Annotated in this window: 15 protein-coding genes; 12 read left to right on the top strand and 3 right to left on the bottom strand. The window is 60.1% G+C overall.

What is annotated here, in order from left to right:
- The first annotated feature begins 23 nt into the window (after nucleotides 1–23).
- Both EKL02_RS15095 and EKL02_RS15100 read left to right on the top strand, forming a co-directional pair.
- Nucleotides 24–1,616, top strand: a complete 1,593-nt coding sequence (locus EKL02_RS15095; RefSeq protein ID WP_128903532.1) for an acyl-CoA ligase (AMP-forming), exosortase A system-associated — start codon at nucleotides 24–26, stop codon at nucleotides 1,614–1,616.
- A complete protein-coding gene (locus tag EKL02_RS15100; protein WP_128902806.1) occupies nucleotides 1,613–2,848 on the top strand; it encodes a pyridoxal-dependent decarboxylase, exosortase A system-associated in 1,236 nt (411 codons plus the stop codon). Before EKL02_RS15095 ends, EKL02_RS15100 begins: the two co-directional genes overlap by 4 nt.
- A gap of 27 nt (nucleotides 2,849–2,875) precedes the next feature.
- Here EKL02_RS15100 and EKL02_RS15105 read toward each other — a convergent pair whose 3' ends face one another.
- Nucleotides 2,876–3,511, bottom strand: a complete 636-nt coding sequence (locus tag EKL02_RS15105; RefSeq protein WP_241687728.1) for an XrtA/PEP-CTERM system exopolysaccharide export protein — start codon at nucleotides 3,509–3,511, stop codon at nucleotides 2,876–2,878.
- A gap of 487 nt (nucleotides 3,512–3,998) precedes the next feature.
- On the opposite strand from EKL02_RS15105, the gene EKL02_RS15110 reads away from it, so the two are divergent.
- The 10 genes from EKL02_RS15110 (at nucleotide 3,999) to EKL02_RS15155 (ending at nucleotide 16,876) form a co-directional block, all read left to right on the top strand.
- Nucleotides 3,999–5,462: an XrtA system polysaccharide chain length determinant gene (locus EKL02_RS15110; protein WP_347232089.1), complete on the top strand. Its 1,464-nt coding sequence runs from the start codon at nucleotides 3,999–4,001 to the stop codon at nucleotides 5,460–5,462.
- Between the two features lie 85 nt (nucleotides 5,463–5,547).
- Nucleotides 5,548–6,471 carry an XrtA-associated tyrosine autokinase gene (locus tag EKL02_RS15115; protein WP_164932037.1) on the top strand — a complete coding sequence of 308 codons (924 nt, stop codon included), beginning with the start codon at nucleotides 5,548–5,550 and terminating at the stop codon, nucleotides 6,469–6,471.
- Nucleotides 6,452–7,993, top strand: coding sequence for a TIGR03016 family PEP-CTERM system-associated outer membrane protein (locus EKL02_RS15120; protein WP_128902808.1), 1,542 nt, complete (start codon nucleotides 6,452–6,454; stop codon nucleotides 7,991–7,993). Before EKL02_RS15115 ends, EKL02_RS15120 begins: the two co-directional genes overlap by 20 nt.
- A 14-nt stretch (nucleotides 7,994–8,007) precedes the next feature.
- Entirely contained in the window at nucleotides 8,008–9,033 is a 1,026-nt protein-coding gene (locus EKL02_RS15125; RefSeq protein WP_128902809.1) for an XrtA/PEP-CTERM system-associated ATPase, read from the top strand.
- Between the two features lie 6 nt (nucleotides 9,034–9,039).
- The gene (locus EKL02_RS15130) at nucleotides 9,040–9,885 is read left to right on the top strand and encodes an XrtA system polysaccharide deacetylase (RefSeq protein WP_128902810.1); all 846 of its coding nucleotides are present in this window, start codon (nucleotides 9,040–9,042) and stop codon (nucleotides 9,883–9,885) included.
- Complete coding sequence (locus tag EKL02_RS15135) at nucleotides 9,882–10,982, top strand: FemAB family XrtA/PEP-CTERM system-associated protein (RefSeq protein WP_128902811.1); 1,101 nt, start codon at nucleotides 9,882–9,884, stop codon at nucleotides 10,980–10,982. The genes EKL02_RS15130 and EKL02_RS15135 overlap by 4 nt, the downstream gene beginning before the upstream one ends.
- A gap of 3 nt (nucleotides 10,983–10,985) precedes the next feature.
- Nucleotides 10,986–12,272, top strand: coding sequence for a TIGR03087 family PEP-CTERM/XrtA system glycosyltransferase (locus EKL02_RS15140; RefSeq protein ID WP_128902812.1), 1,287 nt, complete (start codon nucleotides 10,986–10,988; stop codon nucleotides 12,270–12,272).
- Nucleotides 12,269–13,801, top strand: coding sequence for an exosortase A (gene xrtA / locus EKL02_RS15145; protein ID WP_241687729.1), 1,533 nt, complete (start codon nucleotides 12,269–12,271; stop codon nucleotides 13,799–13,801). Before EKL02_RS15140 ends, xrtA begins: the two co-directional genes overlap by 4 nt.
- 13 nt (nucleotides 13,802–13,814) lie before the next feature.
- Nucleotides 13,815–14,996: a TIGR03088 family PEP-CTERM/XrtA system glycosyltransferase gene (locus EKL02_RS15150; protein ID WP_128902813.1), complete on the top strand. Its 1,182-nt coding sequence runs from the start codon at nucleotides 13,815–13,817 to the stop codon at nucleotides 14,994–14,996.
- Nucleotides 14,984–16,876, top strand: a complete 1,893-nt coding sequence (locus EKL02_RS15155) for an XrtA/PEP-CTERM system amidotransferase (protein WP_128902814.1) — start codon at nucleotides 14,984–14,986, stop codon at nucleotides 16,874–16,876. The genes EKL02_RS15150 and EKL02_RS15155 overlap by 13 nt, the downstream gene beginning before the upstream one ends.
- On the opposite strand, the gene EKL02_RS15160 is transcribed toward EKL02_RS15155, so the two are convergent.
- Nucleotides 16,873–17,859, bottom strand: coding sequence for an NAD-dependent epimerase/dehydratase family protein (locus tag EKL02_RS15160; RefSeq protein ID WP_128902815.1), 987 nt, complete (start codon nucleotides 17,857–17,859; stop codon nucleotides 16,873–16,875). The genes EKL02_RS15155 and EKL02_RS15160 overlap by 4 nt on opposite strands.
- On the bottom strand, nucleotides 17,856–19,223 hold the full coding sequence (locus EKL02_RS15165; protein ID WP_128902816.1) for a UDP-glucose/GDP-mannose dehydrogenase family protein: 1,368 nt from the start codon (nucleotides 19,221–19,223) through the stop codon (nucleotides 17,856–17,858). Before EKL02_RS15165 ends, EKL02_RS15160 begins: the two co-directional genes overlap by 4 nt.
- Nucleotides 19,224–19,235: the final 12 nt, after the last annotated feature.

The following is a 19,235-nucleotide window of genomic DNA, read 5'->3' on the forward strand; positions in this document are numbered from 1 at the left end:
AGAAAAATCTGCAAGCCATGCCGATGTTCCATCTTGTGCACGACGCGATCCTTCACAATGCGATGCATGCCCCGCAATCGCCGGCACTGGCCTGCGTCCAGCAGCGCTGGAACTATGGCGAGCTTGGCGCCGCGCTGGAGGCGTTTGCGCAAGGCTTGCTCCGGCTGGGCTTGCAGCGCGGCGAGCGGGTCGCGGTCTATCTTGAAAAACGCCTGGAAGGCGTGGCAGCCATGTTTGGCGCCGCTGCAGCAGGAGCCGTATTCGTACCGGTCAACCCGCTGCTGAAGCCGGCGCAGCTGACCCATATATTGCGCGACTGCGGCGTGCGCATGCTGGTGACAAGCCCCGAGCGGCTGGCCATGCTGGAGGGCGTGGAAATCGCCTGCCCCGAGCTGCGTATTGTCGTGACCACAGGGTCGACAGCGCCCGCGCGCCGCGCTTCATCGACCGAAGTTCTCGCCTGGGACGACCTGCTGGCCGGCGCCGCCGCAGGCCAGCGCAAGGCGCACCGCATGATCGATGGCGACATCGCAGCCATCCTCTACACTTCCGGCAGCACCGGACAGCCCAAAGGCGTCATCCTTTCGCACCGCAACCTTGTCGCCGGCGCCGACAGCGTTGCCACCTACCTGGATAATTCCCGCGATGACCGCATCCTGTCGGTATTGCCATTGAGTTTCGACTACGGCCTCAATCAACTGACAACGGCTTTTCAGGTCGGCGCTTCTGCCGTCCTCATGAATTATCTGCTGCCGCGCGATATTCCCGTTGCGGTGGCGGAACATGGCATTACCGGGCTGGCAGCCGTTCCCGCCTTGTGGATGCAGCTGGCCCGACAAACCTGGCCGCAACAGGCGTCCCTGCGCTACATCACCAACTCGGGCGGCGCCATGCCGCAGGCGACGCTGGCCTTGTTGCGCCAGGCGCTGCCGGCCACGAAGGTGTTCCTGATGTATGGCCTGACCGAGGCATTCCGCTCCACTTACCTGCCACCGGATGAACTGGACCGCCGTCCCGACTCGATCGGACGCGCCATTCCGAACGCCGAGGTGATGGTGCTGCGCCCGGACGGCTCTGCCTGCGCGGCCGGCGAAACCGGGGAACTGGTGCATCGCGGCGCGCTTGTCGCACTCGGTTACTGGAATGATCCTGCGCGCACAGCGGAGCGCTTCCGGCCCCTGCCGCATGAGGGCTGCGGCCTGCCACTGCCGGAAATGGCCGTGTGGTCTGGCGACAAGGTCAGGATGGATGACGAAGGTTTCCTGTATTTCGTCGGTCGCCATGATGACATGATCAAGGTCTCCGGTTACCGCGTAAGCCCGAACGAAGTCGAGGAAATCATCGCAGCGCTTGGGATGGCGACGGAAGCAGCCGCCTTCGGCGTGCCCCATCCGGCGCTCGGCCAGGCGATCGTGGTCGCGGCAAAGCCCGTCGATGCAAGCGTCACCGCGGAGCTTCTGCTGCAGGAATGCCGGCGCCGGCTGCCGGCCTACATGGTGCCATCGCATATTGCCCTGGACGACCAGGACTTGCCGCGCAACCCCAACGGCAAGATCGACCGCAAGGCGCTGCAGGCCACGTTCTCCGGCTTTTTTGACAATGAGGCACAGGCATGAATAGCACCAAACCTCGGCATGCCCCGCAATCGCACTTCCCGGTGCGCGAAGGCTGCCTGCACATCGGCGGTGTCTCCTTGCCGCGACTGGCCCAGCGGGTTGGCGCCACGCCCTTTTATGCCTATGACCGCGCCCTGCTGACTACACGCGTAAAGGAACTGCGCGCCGCGCTGCCCGCGGATCTGCGCATCCATTATTCCATCAAGGCCAACCCGATGCCGGCAGTGGTGCAGCACATGGCCGGCCTTGTCGATGGCCTCGATGTGGCGTCCGCCGGCGAACTTCGCGTTGCCCTGGATACCAACATGCCGGCGCAGTGCATCAGCTTTGCTGGCCCCGGCAAGACCGACGCTGAACTTTCGCAAGCGATTGCCGCGGGCGCTCTGGTCCACCTGGAATCGGCACGCGAACTGGAAAGCGTCAATCGCATTGGCCAGTCGCTGGGGCTGCGGCCGCAAGTCATGTTGCGCATCAATCCGGATTTCGAGTTGAAGTCATCTGGCATGAAAATGGGCGGCGGCCCCAAGCAATTCGGCGTGGATGCAGAACAGGCGCCGCTTTTGCTGCGCCGTATCGCCGATTACGGCCTCGACTGGCATGGATTGCATATTTTCAGCGGATCGCAAAGCCTGAATGCCTCCGCCATTGCCGAGGCCCAGTCCCGGACCTTTGAACTGGCCCTGCAGCTGGCGCCCCATGCCCGCCAGGCGCCCCGCCTGCTGAATATTGGCGGCGGCTTCGGCATCCCCTATTTTGCCGGTGAAACTGCCCTGGACCTGCAACTGGTTTCGGAAAATCTGGCCCGCTGGCTGCCACGCGTGCATGCTGAGCTGGGCAGCACGGCGCTCGCGCTGGAACTCGGCCGCTATCTGGCCGGCGAAGCCGGCATCTATGTCACTCGCGTCATCGATCGCAAGGTGTCGCGCGGCCAGGTGTTTTTGATTGTCGATGGCGGCATGCACCACCACCTCGCCGCCTCCGGCAATCTCGGGCAAGTCATCCGCAAGAATTATCCCGTCGCCGTCGGCAACAAGATGGAAGAACAGGCGCAGGAATGCGTTTCGGTCGTCGGTCCGCTATGCACACCCCTGGATGTGCTGGCAGAACGCATGGAACTGGCGGTCGCCGAACCCGGCGACCTGATCGTCGTTTTCCAGTCGGGCGCCTATGGCGCCAGCGCCAGCCCCGCCGGGTTTCTCAGCCATCCGAAGGCGCTGGAAGTACTGGTCTAGACTGCAACCGGCACCTCCCCACCCCCCTTAAAAATAGCTTTCCGGGATTACCAGGATATCGCCTGGCTGCACCGGCACGTTGGCTGAAATATCCCCGTCCCGGATAAGATCGTTCAGGCGCACGGCAAGTTGTTGCTGCTTGCCGTCGACGTTGCGGATGATATTGGCACGATTGCCGGCTGCAAACTCGGTGACGCCACCCACGGCGATCAGCACATCCATCAAGGACATGCCTTGCCGGTAAGGCAGTGCCTGCGGCTTGGCCGCCTGGCCGATCACGCGGATCTGTTCGCTATACGGGCCGACAAAGCCCGTGACGATAATCGTCACGACTGGCTGCTGGATAAATTTGGCGAGGGCCTTTTCGATATCCCTTGCCAGCTGGGTTGGCGTCTTGCCGCTGGCGGTCAAGTCTTCAACCAGGGGGGTCGTGATCTTGCCGTCGGGGCGCACCGATACCGACATCGACACTTCCGGATTGCGCCACACGGTAACGCTGACGGTATCACCCGGGCCAATCAGATAATCGCGCGGAGCGGACGGTGCCGCCTCCGCGGAAGCAGGCAATTGCGGAGCGCTGCTACAACCGCTGGCAACCAAAATGACCAGGCAGCCCAACGCCGTGCCCAGCAACTTCAACAGGTCATGAAAAAGCACTTTCACTTGAGTTTCCTTTTTCCGGTAGGAGAGTAGACACGATCTGTCCGCGCATGCCAATTGGCAATAGTATTACAACACGATGTTACCATTAACATAAGATAAAAATTTCCTAGAAAACATGAAATTCCAATTTTTTATTGTCGCAAATTGTGAATTTCAGTCAAATAATTACAATTAACTTTCCGTATGGAAATTTAACAGTCTACAGAGTAGGAAATTAAAGAAAAACTGATAAATAATGCAAAATTACACAATTGCATTACTGCAAAAATGTTATATTTTCGGCGACATTTGGATTTCAAATTGGCAACACCGTTATTCATCAGAACGCGCGTGCGCGGGAACATGGCACAACCTGCCAGAGCCCGAACCGTCCGCCGTGGCACATGGGTAGTGACCTGTCCCTTACGGAGAATCTGGCAAGATGGACGAATTGGTATCGCAGCTAATGACCGTGGTAAAAGGGGTCTCGAAATACCGCTGGTATGCAATGGCTATCGCCTGGCTGGTCGCCATCGCCGGCAGCGTCGTCATTTTCACTCTGCCGGATACTTATCAGTCTTCAGCCCGGGTTTTCGTCGACACGCAAAGCGTTCTCAAGCCGCTGCTGTCCGGCATGACCAGCGTGCCCAATGTGGAGCAGCAAGTTTCCATCATGAGCCGCACCCTCCTCAGCAGACCCAATGTCGAGCGGGTAATCCGCATGGTCGATCTGGATATCAAGACCAGCGCCGACAAGGAAAAGGAAAAGCTGATCAATGAATTGATTGCCAAGATCAAGATCAACGGCACGATCCAGAACGACATCTATACCATTTCCTATACCGGGGAAAATCCCAGGCTCACCAAGGACGTCGTCCAATCCTTGCTCACCATCTTTGTCGAAGGCAGTTTCGGCGGCAAAAAAAACGATTCAGACAAGGCAATCCAGTTCATCGATGAGCAAATCAAGACGTACGAAGCAAAGCTCGCGGCAGCGGAAAATGCGCTGAAGGATTTCAAACTGAAGCACATGGGTTTGCTGCCACGTCAGGGCAGCGACTATGGCAGTAAGCTGTTTGAGGTATCGGAGAGCCTGAACCAGGCGCGCCTGGAATTACGGGAAGCCGAACAGGCAAGAGATGCGATCAAGCGCCAGATCTCCGGCGACACAGGCGCGAGCGGCGCATCTGCGGCCACGGCCCCACTGGCCAATCCGGAAATCGACGAACGGATCATCGCCTTGAACAAGAACCTGGATTCCCTGCGCCTGCAATTTACCGAGCAGCATCCCGACATCGTCTCAACCAGGCGCCTGATCGCCCAACTGGAAGCGCGCAAGGCGGAGGAAGCCAAACTTGGACGAACGAGTAGCGATCCCGGGGCCAATTACAGTCCGATGCTGCAGCAGCTGAAAGTATCGCTCTCCGCCGCCGAAGCCAGGGCGGCATCGATGCGCGCGCGCGTGGATGAATATGCGTCACGTGTCGCGCGCCTGAAGGAAATGAGCATGGCGGCGCCGGAAATCGAAACCCAGCTTGCGCAGCTGAATCGCGACTATCAGGTCAACAAGGACAATTATGAAAAGCTGGTCAGCAGCCGCGAAGCTGCCAAGCTTTCAGGCGAATTGAGTGCGACCACGGAAATGATGACCTTCAGGGTGATCGACCCGCCTACCCTGCCGCTGCAACCTACTGGTCCGAAGCGGGCCTTGCTGTTTTCGGGCTTGCTGGCAGGTGCGCTGGCAGCCGGCATAGCGTTTGCCTTTTTGATGAGCAAGATCCGGCCGACGTTCCTGAGCCAGAACGAACTGCGCAATGAGACCGGATTGCCGATACTGGGGACGGTGACAATGATCTGGACCAAGCAAGAACAGCAGCGCCGCAAGAAAAGGCTGATTGCCTTCGGCATGTCGTTTGCCGCGCTGCTTGTCTTGTATGGCGGGGCGCTGTCGCTTGCGCTCCTGCGGTCCTAGTGTCGACGAAGTCCAACCAAAAGAATTCAATGCACGATGCGCGCCGCTGCCTGGATGCAGCCGGCGATGACTATGAGGATTTAGCGTGAGCATAATCGAAAAAGCGATCGGCAAGCTCGGGCAAGGCAAGCAAGAAGCGCCGCGTACGCCGATCATTGTAAGCGCCGCTGAGGCTCAGAAAAAACCGCCGGAAGCCAAGGCGGCTGTTGCCATGCCTGTTCAAGCCGCCGCAGTCGACGACGTGCCTGCGGCACCCGCCGTCAATACGCAACCCAGGCAAACTTCGAAACGTGTCAACATCGACCTGGAGCGCCTGCACAACCTCGGCATGGTCACGCCAGATGGCGGCAGAACGCCGATCGCAGAGGAATTCCGCCTCATCAAGCGGCCGCTGATCGAAAAGGCATTCGACCGCTCGAGCGGGATCGCCTCCGGTCACGGCAACCTCGTCATGGTCACCAGTTCGCTGCCTGGCGAAGGCAAGACCTTCTGCGCAGTAAATCTCGCAATCAGCATTGCCATGGAAATGGATCATACGGTATTGCTGGTCGATGCCGATGTTGCACGCCCCTCAGTACCCCATTTCCTGGGCTTGAAAAATGACGCCGGACTGATGGATGTCTTGCTCGACGACAAACTCGATCTGGCCGACGTCATGCTAAGGACGAATATCGATTCCCTGACATTTCTCCCCGCCGGCAAAAGCCATCGGCATGCGACGGAACTTCTCGCAAGCCAGTCCATGAGCCGCCTGCTCGATGAGATTGCCCGGCGCTATCCTGACCGGATCGTCATCTTCGACTCACCGCCAGTCCTCCTGACCACCGAATCGCGTGTCCTCGCCAGCCAGATGGGGCAGATCGTGATGGTTGTGGAAGCCGAAAAAACCACGCAGCATGCGGTCAAGGCGGTGTTGCGCCAGATCGGTTCACAGGATAACGTCAACCTGATCTACAACAAGTCCCGGGGATTCTCAGGCGAAGAATATTATGGTCGCTACTATAACTAATCCAGGCCATATCCGGAGCACGCTCCCGGTGCCGAAAGTAACGACTGCATCGGCGCTAGCCTCGCTGCTCCTGCTCGCCTCGCCCCATGCCACTGCAGCAGAATGGAAGTTCACGCCCCGCGTGGGCCTGACGGAAATCTATAGCGACAACGTGCGACTGACCCCCGCCGGCACGGAAAGAAGCGAGTTCATTACCCAGGTGACGCCGGGACTGACGATCACCGGCGACGGCCCCAGACTGCAAGTTCGTGCCAACTACGAGATGCAGAATTTTGCCTATGGCAGGCAGGGCAATTTCAGCAGCAACCACCAGTTCAGCGGCGTCGCTGACGCAGAACTGGTCGATCAACTTTTTTTTTTGAACGGCCAGGCATCCGTCAGCCAGCAACCCATCTCGCCGTTTGATACCCAAGCATTCAGCAATGCCAACCAGATTGGCAACCGCACCGATGTGCGGACTTATAGTGTCAGCCCCTACCTGCGCCATCGCCTCGGTAGCGCAGCGGTTGCAGAGATGCGTTACAGCCATGACTCGACGACCAGCAATGCCGGCGGACTTTTGGACAGCAACAGCGACAGCATCCGTCTCAGCGTGGACAGCGGCACGGCCTTTCGTACTGTTGGATGGGGCTGGCGCTACAGCAGGCAGGATACTGACTACGATAACGCCAATTCGCTGCGTACCGAAGAAACTGCAGCGAGCCTGCGCTACCTGCTGACGTCTCGCTTTGCCCTGACCTCCAGCGTCGGCTACGAAAAAAGCAATTACCTGTCGTTGGGAACCAAGCCGCAAGGCAGCTTCTGGCAGGCGGGCGTTTCCTGGGCCCCTACAAGCAGAACCAATCTGGAGGCAAGCGGCGGGCATCGCTATTACGGCCAGTCGTATTCACTTTCGGCCAGGCACCGGACCCGCAGGACAGTCTGGAGTCTGGGGTTCAGCGACCAGGTCAGCACCACGCAAACCCAGTTCCAGATGCCGGTCACGCCGGAAACCCAGGGATTCATCACGCAGCTGGAACAAACGCCAGGGCTGGATCCGCAAGTACTTGCGGATTTGACTGCACTCCTGAAAACGCCGATCAATTCGCTGACCAACCGCGTATTCCTGGAAAAGCGCTGGCAAGGTTCGGTCGCGCTCAATGGCGCAAAAAACACCCTGTTGCTAAGCGTGTTTGACACGAACCGCAATGCCCTTACCGCCAGCACCATCGATAGCGCCTTGCTGGGCACTGCCAACGTCGCGTTGCAGGACAACACGCACCAGCGCGGCATCGGCGCCATCTGGAACTGGCATCCGACATCGCGCAGCAGCCTGAGCCTGGGGGCGAATCAATCACGGGCCGAGTCGTTTTCGACTGGCCTGGTCACTGATACCCGCACCTGGCAAGTGGCCCTTACGCGGCGCTACCATCCCAAGCTGAAAGGCACGCTGGAGTTCCGCCGTCTCCAGCAAGAGTTCAACCAGCCTGGACGGGACGTGCGCGAGAACGCCGTCACCGCTTCCCTATTAATGACTTTCTAGCGGCACGAGGCACCATGTACGAAGCATATTACGGTCTGTCCGCCAAACCTTTCCAGCTGAAGCCGGACCCGCATTTTTTCTATGGCAGCAAGGGTCACAAGCGCGCCATGGCCTACCTTGACTATGGCCTGTCGCAAGGGGAAGGCTTCATCGTCATCACCGGGGAGATCGGCGCAGGCAAAACCACGCTCATGCGCAACCTGTTTGCCAAACTGGAATCGGACAAGATCCAGGCGGCGCAGATCGTCACCACCCATGTCGATTCCGACGATATCCTGCGCATGGTCGCTGGCGCGTTCGGCCTGGCCTTCGAAGACGCCAGCAAGTCGGTCTTGCTGAATCGCCTCGAACAGTTCTTCCGCCAATGCCACGCCCAAGGCAAGCGCGCCCTGCTGGTAGTCGATGAAGCCCAGAATCTGACGCCGCGCGCCGTCGAGGAATTGCGCATGCTGTCGAATTTCCAGACCAGCGAGGCATCGCTGCTGCAAACCTTCCTTCTCGGTCAGCCGGAATTCCGCAAGACCCTGCTTGGCGGCGGCATGCAGCAACTGGTACAAAGGGTCATCGCCTCTTATCATCTCGGGCCGCTCGACGCCGCAGAAACCAGAGCCTATATTGAACACCGGCTGCAGACGGTGGGCTGGCAAGGCACGCCGGCGATTAGCGATGCAGCGTTCATTGCCATCCATGCCCACACCGGCGGCATTCCCCGTCGCATCAATACGCTGTGCGACCGCCTGTTCCTGATGGGCTATCTGGAAGAATTGGGCGCATTCGACGCAACTGAAGTGGCGTCGGTGATCGCCGATATCCAGCAGGAATTTGCCCTGCCCGAAGATGCGGCGCCCCCCCCCGAACAAGAGCAACATGGCGTCGGTAACGAAACGGCAATTCCCGCACCGGTGCAAACCCTTCCCGTGCTGGAGAACATGAACGAGCGCCTGTCGAAAATGGAACGTTCGGTCGTGTCGATCCTGGATGCAGTCAAGAAAATCGTCTCGACGCCGCGTGCACGCAAGACCCCCGAAGAAGAGGCTTGATCTGACATGAGCACAGCAATACGCAATGCAATGACGGTGGACGTCGAGGACTATTTCCAGGTTTCAGCCTTTGCGCCGCACATCGCGCGAGAAAGCTGGGATAGCCTGCCCTGCCGGGTCGAGCGCAACATCGACCGCATCCTGGCGCTGTTCGAGCAACAGAATGTCAAGGCGACGTTCTTTACGCTGGGCTGGATCGCCCAGCGCTATCCAGCCATGGTCCGGCGCATCGTCGCCGGTGGCCATGAATTGGCCAGCCATGGCTACGGCCACCTGCGCGCCTCTGACCAGAGCGAAGCAGCGTTCCGCGAAGATGTCGGCAGCAGCAAGGCAATACTCGAGGATATCGGCGGCCAGAAGGTGCTGGGCTACCGGGCGCCGAGCTTTTCCATCGGTAGCAACAACCTGTGGGCACTGGATGTCTTGCAGGAAGCGGGTTACCAGTACAGTTCCAGTATTTACCCGATCCGGCATGACCATTACGGCATGCCGGATGCGCCGCGCTTTTCGTTCTACCCAAATGGTCCTGGCACGTTGCTGGAAGTGCCCGTCACGACGGTGCGCATGTTCGAACGCAACTTTCCTGCCGGCGGCGGCGGCTACTTCCGCTTTTTTCCATATGCCTTGTCACGCTGGTTCCTGCAAAAGGTCAACCGCGACGACCGCAAGCCCGGGATTTTCTATTTCCATCCATGGGAGCTGGATCACGAACAGCCGCGCCAGGCAGGCATCGGCATGAAAACGCGCTTTCGCCATTACATCAACCTTGGCCGCATGGAACAGCGGCTGCAGACCTTGACACGTGATTTTCAGTGGGATCGCATGGACAACATTTTTCTGACACAAAAATGAATACAGCCAACGCCGCCCTGATTTCAGCCCCAGAATCGCCCGCCCCCATTGCCCACTCTGACAGCAGCTCCGCGCTGCAATTGCGGCAGCTGCAGGAGGCCGATACGGCGCGCTGGGACGCTTTCGTGCAAAACTGCCCGGAAGCGACTTTCTTTCACCGCGCCGGCTGGAAAAGCGTCATCGAACGCGCGTTCGGCCACCATACCCATTTCCTGTTCGTTGAATCGGCAGGAGAAATCCAGGGCGTCTTGCCGCTGGCAGAGATCAACAGCCGCCTGTTCGGACATTCCCTCGCTTCGCTGCCGTTCTGTGTCTATGGCGGCGTTGCCGCTGCGACTGACGCTGCCCGGCAGATGCTCGACGAGGCAGCGCAACAGCTGGCTGCACAGCTGCGCGTCGGTCACCTTGAATATCGCAACCTGGAACCCCGGCATGCGGACTGGACGGCGAAGCCGTTGTACGTAACCTTTCGCAAGGAAATCGATCCGGACGAAGAAAAAAACATGCTGGCGATTCCGCGCAAGCAGCGCGCCATGGTACGCAAGGGGATCAAGGCTGGCTTGCAAAGTGAAACCGACAGCAATATCGAACGCTTCTTCCATGCCTATTCGACCAGCGTGCACCGGCTCGGCACGCCGGTATTCTCGAAAAAATATTTCGCCATTCTCAAGGAAGTTTTCGCCGACGATTGCGAACTGCTGGTCATCACCAACGAAGGCCGCACGGTATGTGCCGTCATGAGTTTTTACTTCCGCGATGAAGTCCTGCCCTACTATGGCGGCGGCACCGATGAAGCGCGCGCCGTTGCAGGCAACGATTTCATGTATTGGGAATTGATGCGCCGCGCCTGTGCCAGGCACTACCGCATTTTCGACTTTGGCCGCAGCAAGCTCGGCACTGGCTCATACGATTTCAAAAAGAACTGGGGTTTCGAGCCTGCGCCCCTGCATTACGAGTACCAGTTGCATGCATCGAAAGCGGTGCCGGACACCAACCCGCTCAATCCGAAGTACCAGCTGTTCATCAAGATGTGGCAGCGCATGCCGCTGGCCTGGGCCAACCGGATCGGCCCGCACATTGTCAAGAACCTGGGGTGAGGCATGGAGCATCTTCTCTTCCTGGCACACCGCATTCCCTACCCCCCCAACAAGGGTGACAAAATCCGTTCCTGGCATTTGTTGCGGCAACTTGCACAGCGCTATCACGTCCACCTCGGCAGCTTCGTCGATGATGTCAATGACTGGCAATACATCGACACGGTCAAAAAGGTCTGCACATCAACCTACTTTGCCGCCCTCGCGCCGCGCCAGGCACGGCTGCGCAGCCTGGGCGGCCTGCTCGCCAGCCGCCCATTGACGCTGGACTATTACCGTAACACCGGCCTGCAATCGTGGGTCAGCCAGGCCCTGCAAAGCGGGCAGGTCAGCAAGATCCTGGTATTTTCCTCTGCCATGGCGCAATTCGTGCCGCCAGTGCCAGCGGCAGCATCGCCAGGCCGGCAAATCCGGCGCGTGATCGACTTCGTCGATGTGGATTCCGACAAGTGGGCGCAGTACGCCGCCAGCAAATCCTGGCCAATGAAATGGATTTACCAGCGCGAAGCCCGCAAGTTGCTGGAATACGAACGCAGTGTGGCAGCATCCTTTGATGCATCTCTGTTTGTTTCACCCGAAGAAGCGGGCTTGTTCCGCTCCATGGCGCCGGAAAGCGCTGGAAAGATCGGCTACTTCAGCAATGGCGTGGATGCCGATTATTTCTCGCCAGCGCACGACTTTGCCACCCCCTTCGCAACATCTGAAGAGGCACTGGTCTTTACCGGTGCCATGGATTACTGGCCCAACGTCGATGCCGTGCAATGGTTTGTGCGCGAAGTGCTGCCCGGCGTGCGGGCGCAGCGCCCGCACGCGGTTTTCTATATTGTCGGCAGCCGGCCGACGCCACAGGTCCAGGCGCTTGCCAGCCAGCCGGGCGTGCGCGTGACCGGCACGGTACCGGACGTGCGCCCCTATCTGGCCCATGCAGCTGCAGCAGTGGCGCCACTGCGCATCGCCAGAGGCATCCAGAACAAGGTGCTGGAAGCCATGGCCATGGCCAGGCCAGTCGTGGTTTCGCCGCAGGCGCTGGAAGGCATTGTTGCCTGTGCTGGCGAGGAAGTGCTGCTGGCGGCGGATGCCGCAGCGTTCATTGCCGCACTGCTGCGCCAGCTCGCGCAACCGGTTCCCGGACTGGGAAGCCGGGCGCGGGAAAAAGTGCTGACACAATATGCCTGGCCAGCCCACCTGGCAACCGTCGAAGCCCTGCTGGAAGGCGGCGACACCACAGCCGGGCCGCACACTTCCACGACACCCCAGGCATCCGCCTACCCGCAACGAAAGGCTGCCCGGTGAATTCAACCGTCCATAATCCATCGCGACTCTGGATCGCCTGCGCCATGCCGGCGATGCTCGCGCCCTTCGTCATCTACTTTGCGACCGCGCGCTCGATCGTTTCGATCTGGAACAGTTCCGAAACCTTTACCCACGGCTACATTATCCTGCCCATCAGCCTGTGGCTGATCTGGCGCGAGCGCGGGCGACTGGCACCTCTGACGCCGGCGCCCTGGTGGCCGGCATTGCCAGTACTGGCCGCATGCGGCTTTGGCTGGCTGCTGGCATCCCTGGGAGACGTCCAGGTTGTGCGGCAATATGCATTCGTCGCCATGATCCCGGTAGCTGCCGTGGCCGTGCTGGGCTTGCGCCTGTCCTGGCAACTGGCATTCCCTTTGACGTTTCTGCTCTTCGCGGTACCGTTTGGCGACGCCTTCATCGATCCATTGATCAATCTGACGGCAAATTTCACGGTAGCAGCGGTCGAGTTGACCGGCATCCCGATTCTTCGTCAAGGCAATAACTTCTCCCTGCCCTCCGGCGACTGGTCAGTGGTGGAAGCCTGCAGCGGCGTACGCTACCTGATTTCCTCGGTGACACTGGGCTGCCTGTATGCCTACCTGACCTACCGTTCATGGCAGCGGCGGCTGCTCTTCGTGCTGGTCTCGATCGCGGTGCCAATTCTCGCCAATGGCTTACGCGCCTTCATGATCGTCATGATCGGCCATTTCAGCGGCATGCAGCTGGCCGTCGGCGTGGACCACCTGATCTACGGCTGGCTGTTCTTTGGCCTGGTCATGTTCCTGATGTTCTGGATCGGCAGTTTCTGGCGCGAAGACACGCCGGCGCCAGCCAGCCCTGCACCGCATACCGCCGAAGGTGCACGCGTCGTCCCGGCACAGACTCGCCGCATTGCTGGCGCCGCCGTCGCTGCCATTGCCTGCATGGCCCTCTGGCCTGCCTATGGCTATTACATCGAGCGCACCGGCGCAAAACAGGAACAGGCAAATCTGTCGGGGTTTCAGCCCCGCTGGGAAGAAGGCACGCCGTTTACCAGGTGGCAGCCGTACTTCCAGAAACCCAATGCCGAGCTCACCCATTTTTTCCGCAAAGGCAACCAGCAAGCCGGGCTTACATTGCTGTATTACCGCAACCAGGATGACGACTCCGAACTGATCAATACGCAAAACCGCCTGGTCAGCGACGAGGACCCCAACTGGCGCCGTATTTCCAGCACCACCCGCCAGGAAATGCTGAACGGCCGGTCCCTGGCAATGCGCGAGGCCCAATTGCAGGGCGCTTCCGGCAAGCTTCTCGTTTGGCAATGGTACTGGGTCGATGGCGGCTTTATCGTCAGCGACTATGCTGGCAAGCTGCTGCAGGCGAAAGTCCGTCTGCTGCAGCAAAGCGACGACGGCGCATCGCTAATGATCTATGCACCGGTGGACGAGGACGTGGAAAAGACACGGGCAAGCCTGCGTGACTTCCTGGCTGAACACCTGGCGCCGCTCGAGCAAGTGCTGGCAGCCAACCGCCAGGCGCGCCCCTGAATCCGGAGCCGCAATGGACAAGCGCCCACTCATCGTACACCTGGTCTATCGACTGGATTTCGGCGGCCTGGAAACCCTGCTGGTTGAATGCATCAATCGCCTGCCGCACGATCGCTACAGGCATGCGGTAGTCTGCCTGACCGATTACACGATCTTTTCCAAAAAAATCCGTGACCGCGACGTGGCGCTGCACGCCCTGCACAAGCCGGCAGGGCTGGGGCTTTCGACCCACCTGAAGCTCTGGCGCCTGCTGCGCAAGCTGAAGCCCGCCATCCTGCATACGTACAACCTGGCGGCGATCGAGTATGCCTTCACCGCTACGCTGGCGGGAGTGCCGATCCGCATCCATGCCGAACACGGGCGCGATGCCGCCGACCCGGAAGGCCGCAATCCCAGGCACAACCTGTTGCGAAAGCTGCTCGTGCCGTGCATCGACCGCTATGTGCCGGTTTCCGGCGACCTCGCGCGCTGGCTGCAGAATGTGGTCGGCATTCCTGCCGCCAAGGTGCAACTGATCCACAATGGCGTCGATACCGGCCAGTTTCATCCTGCCCCCGAACGCCCCTCAGGTGCCGTTCGGCCGCAGCCAGTGCCCTTTGGCGGCGACTGCTTCGTCATCGGCACTGTTGGCCGCATCCAGGATGTCAAGAACCATGAAGGATTGGTCGAGGCATTCGCCCACTTGCGGCAATTGCTGCCGCAGGATGCCAGTCTGCGCCTGGCAATCGTCGGCGACGGTCCGCTCCTGCCAGGACTGAAAGAGAAAATTGCCGCAGCCGGCCTGAATGATTGCATCTGGCTGCCGGGCGCGCGCAGCGATATCGCCGATATCATGCGCGGCCTTGACCTGTTCGTGCTGCCATCGCTGGCCGAAGGCACCCCAGTCACCGTGCTGGAAGCCATGGCATCCGGCTTGCCGGTTGTGGCCACCAGGGTCGGCGGCCTGCCCGAAGTGGTGGAAGAAAATGTCACCGGCCTGCTGGTGCCGCCTGCCGATGCACCGGCACTGGCATCCGCCTTGCTTTCTTTCCGGGCGCGGCCGGAACAGGCCAGCGCAGCAGGCGCGGCCGGCCGGCTGCGCGTAGAGCGGCAATACAGCATGCACGCCATGCTGGATGCCTATGTCGCGCTGTATGACACGCTGCTGGCCAACAAAACATCTTTCAAGGGAACCATCGCATCATGTGCGGAATAGTCGGCATCTTCGACCCTCGCGGCGAACAGGCAATCGAGCGTGTTGTACTGCACGCGATGAACGAGCGTCAGCACCATCGCGGCCCGGATGAAGGCGATTTGCATATCGAGACCGGCGTCGGACTCGGCCACCGGCGCCTCTCCGTCATCGACCTGTCGACCGGCCAGCAACCGCTGTTCAACGAAGACAACAGCGTCGTCATCGTCTTCAACGGGGAAATCTACAATTTTCGCGAATTGATGGCCGAACTTGTCGGACTTGGCCATGTATTCCGCACGCACAGCGATACCGAGGCCATTGTGCACGCCTGGGAAGAATGGGGAGAAGCGAGCGTTTCGCGCCTGCGCGGCATGTTTGCCTTCGCCATCTGGGACCGCAACAGCAAGACTTTTTTCGTCGCCCGCGACCGCCTCGGCATCAAGCCGTTTTACTACGCCCAGACGACCGACGGCAGTTTCATCTTCGGCTCCGAATTGAAGGCATTGCTGGCGCATCCAATGCTGCCGCGCACGATCGATCCTTGCGCAGTCGAAGAGTACTTCGCCTACGGCTACGTGCCCGAGCCGCGCACCATTTACCAGGGCGTATTCAAGCTGGAACCCGGACACACCTTGACGCTGCGGGTGGGCGCCTCAATGGCTTCCCCAAAGCCCTACTGGGATGTGCCGTTCCTCCCGCTGGGTACGCTTACGGAAGCAGACGCTGCCAGCGAATTGAACGAACGCCTGCGCGAAGCCGTGCAATCGCACATGGTCGCTGACGTGCCGCTGGGCGCCTTCCTGTCCGGCGGCGTCGATTCCAGCGCCATCGTCGCCACCATGGCCGGCCTGACGCAAGAACCAGTCAATACCTGCTCGATCGCCTTCAACGATCCGGCCTATGACGAATCTGCCTACGCAGCGCAGGTAGCCACGCAATACAAGACCCGCCACCATAGTGAGACTGTCGACAAGGATGATTACGCGCTGCTCGACACGCTGGCAGATCTCTATGACGAGCCCTACGCCGACAGCTCGGCGATTCCCACCTATCGCGTCTGCCAGCTGGCGCGCCAGCGGGTGACGGTGGCGCTGTCTGGCGATGGCGGCGATGAAAATTTTGCCGGATACCGCCGTCACCGCCTGGCCATGGCGGAACAGCGGGTGCGCTCGGCCATGCCGCTGGCCTTGCGCAAGCCGCTGTTCGGCGTGCTCGGCAAGATTTATCCGAAAGCCGACCGGGCGCCGCGCTTCCTGCGCGCCAAGACCACTTTCGAGGCGCTCAGCCGCGACCTGGTGGATGGCTATTTCCATGGCGTGTCGGTCATGCCGGATCGCGTGCGGCATCGCCTGTTCAGCACCGCCTTTCGCGCCAGCCTGCAAGGCTATGGCGCTGCCGAAGTCATGCGTCGCCATGCCAGCGCGGCCCCCACGGACGATCCCTTATCGCTGATCCAGTACCTGGACATGAAAACCTGGCTCCCCGGCGATATTCTCACCAAGGTCGACCGCGCCAGCATGGCGCATGCGCTGGAAGTGCGCGTGCCCCTGCTGGATCATCAGCTGGTCGAATGGATTTCGGGCTTGCCCTCGTCGCTGAAATTGCGTGGCCAGGAGGGCAAGTACATTTTCAAGAAGGCGCTGGAGCCGCAGCTGTCTCACGATATCCTGTATCGCGACAAGATGGGTTTTTCGATTCCCCTGGCCAGCTGGTTCCGCGGACCGTTGCGGCAGCGTGTGCGCGAAGCGCTGCTGGGGCCGGTCATGGCCGACAGCGGGATATTCGATATGGGCTTCGTCACTGAAATGGTCGAGCAGCATCAGTCGGGGCGGCGCGATTACAGCGCGCCTATCTGGATGCTCCTGATGTTTGAAGCGTTCCTGCGCAAGGAAACTGCTTAATTCGCCCAGGAACGATACCAGGCGCCGAACCGGTCCAGCCCCTGCTCCAGTGCCGTGGCTGGCGCAAATCCCACGTGTTCGCGTAACGCGTCTGCATCGGCATACGTTGCCGGCACGTCCCCTGGCTGCATCGGCTGGAAATCGATGCGGGCTTTCACGCCCAGTACCTTTTCCAGGGTCTGGATGAAATCAAGCACCCGCACCGGCTGATGGTTGCCGATGTTGAAGACGGCATGAGGCGCCCCCCCGTCCGCCGGCGCCTTTGGCTTGAACAACAGCCGCACCACGCCCTCGACGATGTCATCGATATAGGTAAAATCGCGCCGCAGTTCGCCCCCGGCAAATACCGGGATCGCCTCGCCCTTGAGCATTTTTTGCGTAAAGCTGAAATACGCCATGTCCGGCCGGCCCCAGGGGCCATACACGGTAAAAAAGCGCAACCCGGTTGCGGGAAAGCGATACAGGTGGCTATAGGAATACGCCATCAATTCATTGGATTTTTTGGTCGCCGCATACAGCGACACCGGCTCGTCGGTACGGTCGCTCTCGCTGAAGGGCACCTTCGCATTGGCGCCATAGACGCTGCTGCTGCTGGCATACAGCAAGTGCTCGATCTGATGCCTGCGGCAAGCTTCCAGAATATGGGAAAACGCCACCAGATTGGACTGGATATAGGCAGCAGGATTCTGCAGTGAATAGCGCACTCCGGCCTGCGCTGCCAGATGCACCACCATCGCTGGCCGGTGTTGCGCGAACAACTGCTCGACCTCGGCGGCATCTGCCAGCTCCAGCCGCTGGCAAGCAATGCCGCGCGGCGCAAGCAGCGCCGCCACCCGGTCGTTCTTGAGCTGCGGCGTATAGTAATCATTGAAATTGTCGCATCCGATCACCTGGTGCCCCATGTCGGCCAGTCGGGCCGCGACAAAGGCACCGATGAAGCCGGCGGCGCCGGTCACCAGGATGGTTTTACTGCCGCTACTCACTGGCCAGTCCAGGGATTGCGTCGGCCGATGCCGTAGTAGCGCAGGCCGGCAGCACGGACAATTGCCGGATCATACTGGTTGCGCCCGTCAAAAATAGCCTTGCCGCGCAGCGTGCTCGCCAACAGGCTGAAATCTGGCGCACGGAACTCTTTCCATTCGGTGACCAGCACCAGGGCGTCCGCATCCTCGATCGCATCACTTGACGACGCCACCAGAGCAAGTTGTCCCGAGCCCAGGCTTTCCACCGCCGTGGTCTGCAGAATGCGCGCGGCCTCCTCCGTGGCCACAGGATCGTAAGCGCGCACGCGCGCGCCAGCCTGCAGCAATTGTTGAATCAGCACCAGGCTGGGCGCCTCGCGCATGTCATCGGTATTGGGCTTGAACGACAGGCCCCACAAGGCAATCGTCTTGCCGCGCAACTCGTCGCGGCCGCCAAAATGACGGGCGATTTTCTCGAAGAGCACCGCCTTTTGCGACTCGTTGACGTTTTCAATCGCCTTCAGCAGGTGCAGCGTGCGGCCATGATCGACTGACGTCTTCAGCAAGGCTTTGACGTCCTTGGGAAAGCACGATCCGCCATAGCCCATGCCGGAATAGAGGAAATGCGGTCCGATGCGCGGGTCCGAACCGATGCCAAGCCGCACTGCTTCAATATCGGCATCCAGTTCCTCGGCCAGGTTGGCCAGTTCATTCATGAAGCTGATGCGCGTTGCCAGCATGGCGTTGGCGGCATACTTGGTCAACTCTGCGCTGCGCACGTCCATCTCGATCATCTTGTCGCGGTTGCGGCTGAAAGGCGCATACAACTGGCGCATCACCCGGGTTGCCTGCTCGTCGTCGCTGCCGATGATGATGCGGTCCGGGCGCATGAAATCTTCGATTGCCGCCCCTTCCTTCAAAAACTCCGGATTGCTTACCACGGCAAAATCGATGCGCGCACTGCGCCGTTCCAGTTCCTGGGAGATTGCCTTGCGCACCGAGTCGGCTGTGCCCACCGGGACAGTGGATTTATCGACGACCACGACGGGACGGTTCAGGCGCGCACCAATGCTGCGCGCCGCCGAGAGGATATGGGTCAGGTCCGCACTGCCATCCTCGTCTGGCGGCGTGCCAACGGCGAGAAAGATCACTTCGGCATGTTCGACTGCCTCATCGTAGCTGGTGGTGAACGCGATACGGCCGGCGGCAGAATTGCGCGCAACCAGTTCGTCCAGGCCAGGTTCGTGGATGGGAATGCTACCGGCCTTGAGCATGTCCACCTTGCGGGCGTCAACATCCAGGCACAGGACGCTATTACCGAAATCCGCAAAACATGCGCCAGATACCAGGCCGACATAGCCTGTTCCGATGATGGTGATTTTCATGAATTTATCAAG

It is taken from the genome of Janthinobacterium sp. 17J80-10 (assembly GCF_004114795.1).
Taxonomy (GTDB): Bacteria; Pseudomonadota; Gammaproteobacteria; order Burkholderiales; family Burkholderiaceae_D; genus Paucimonas.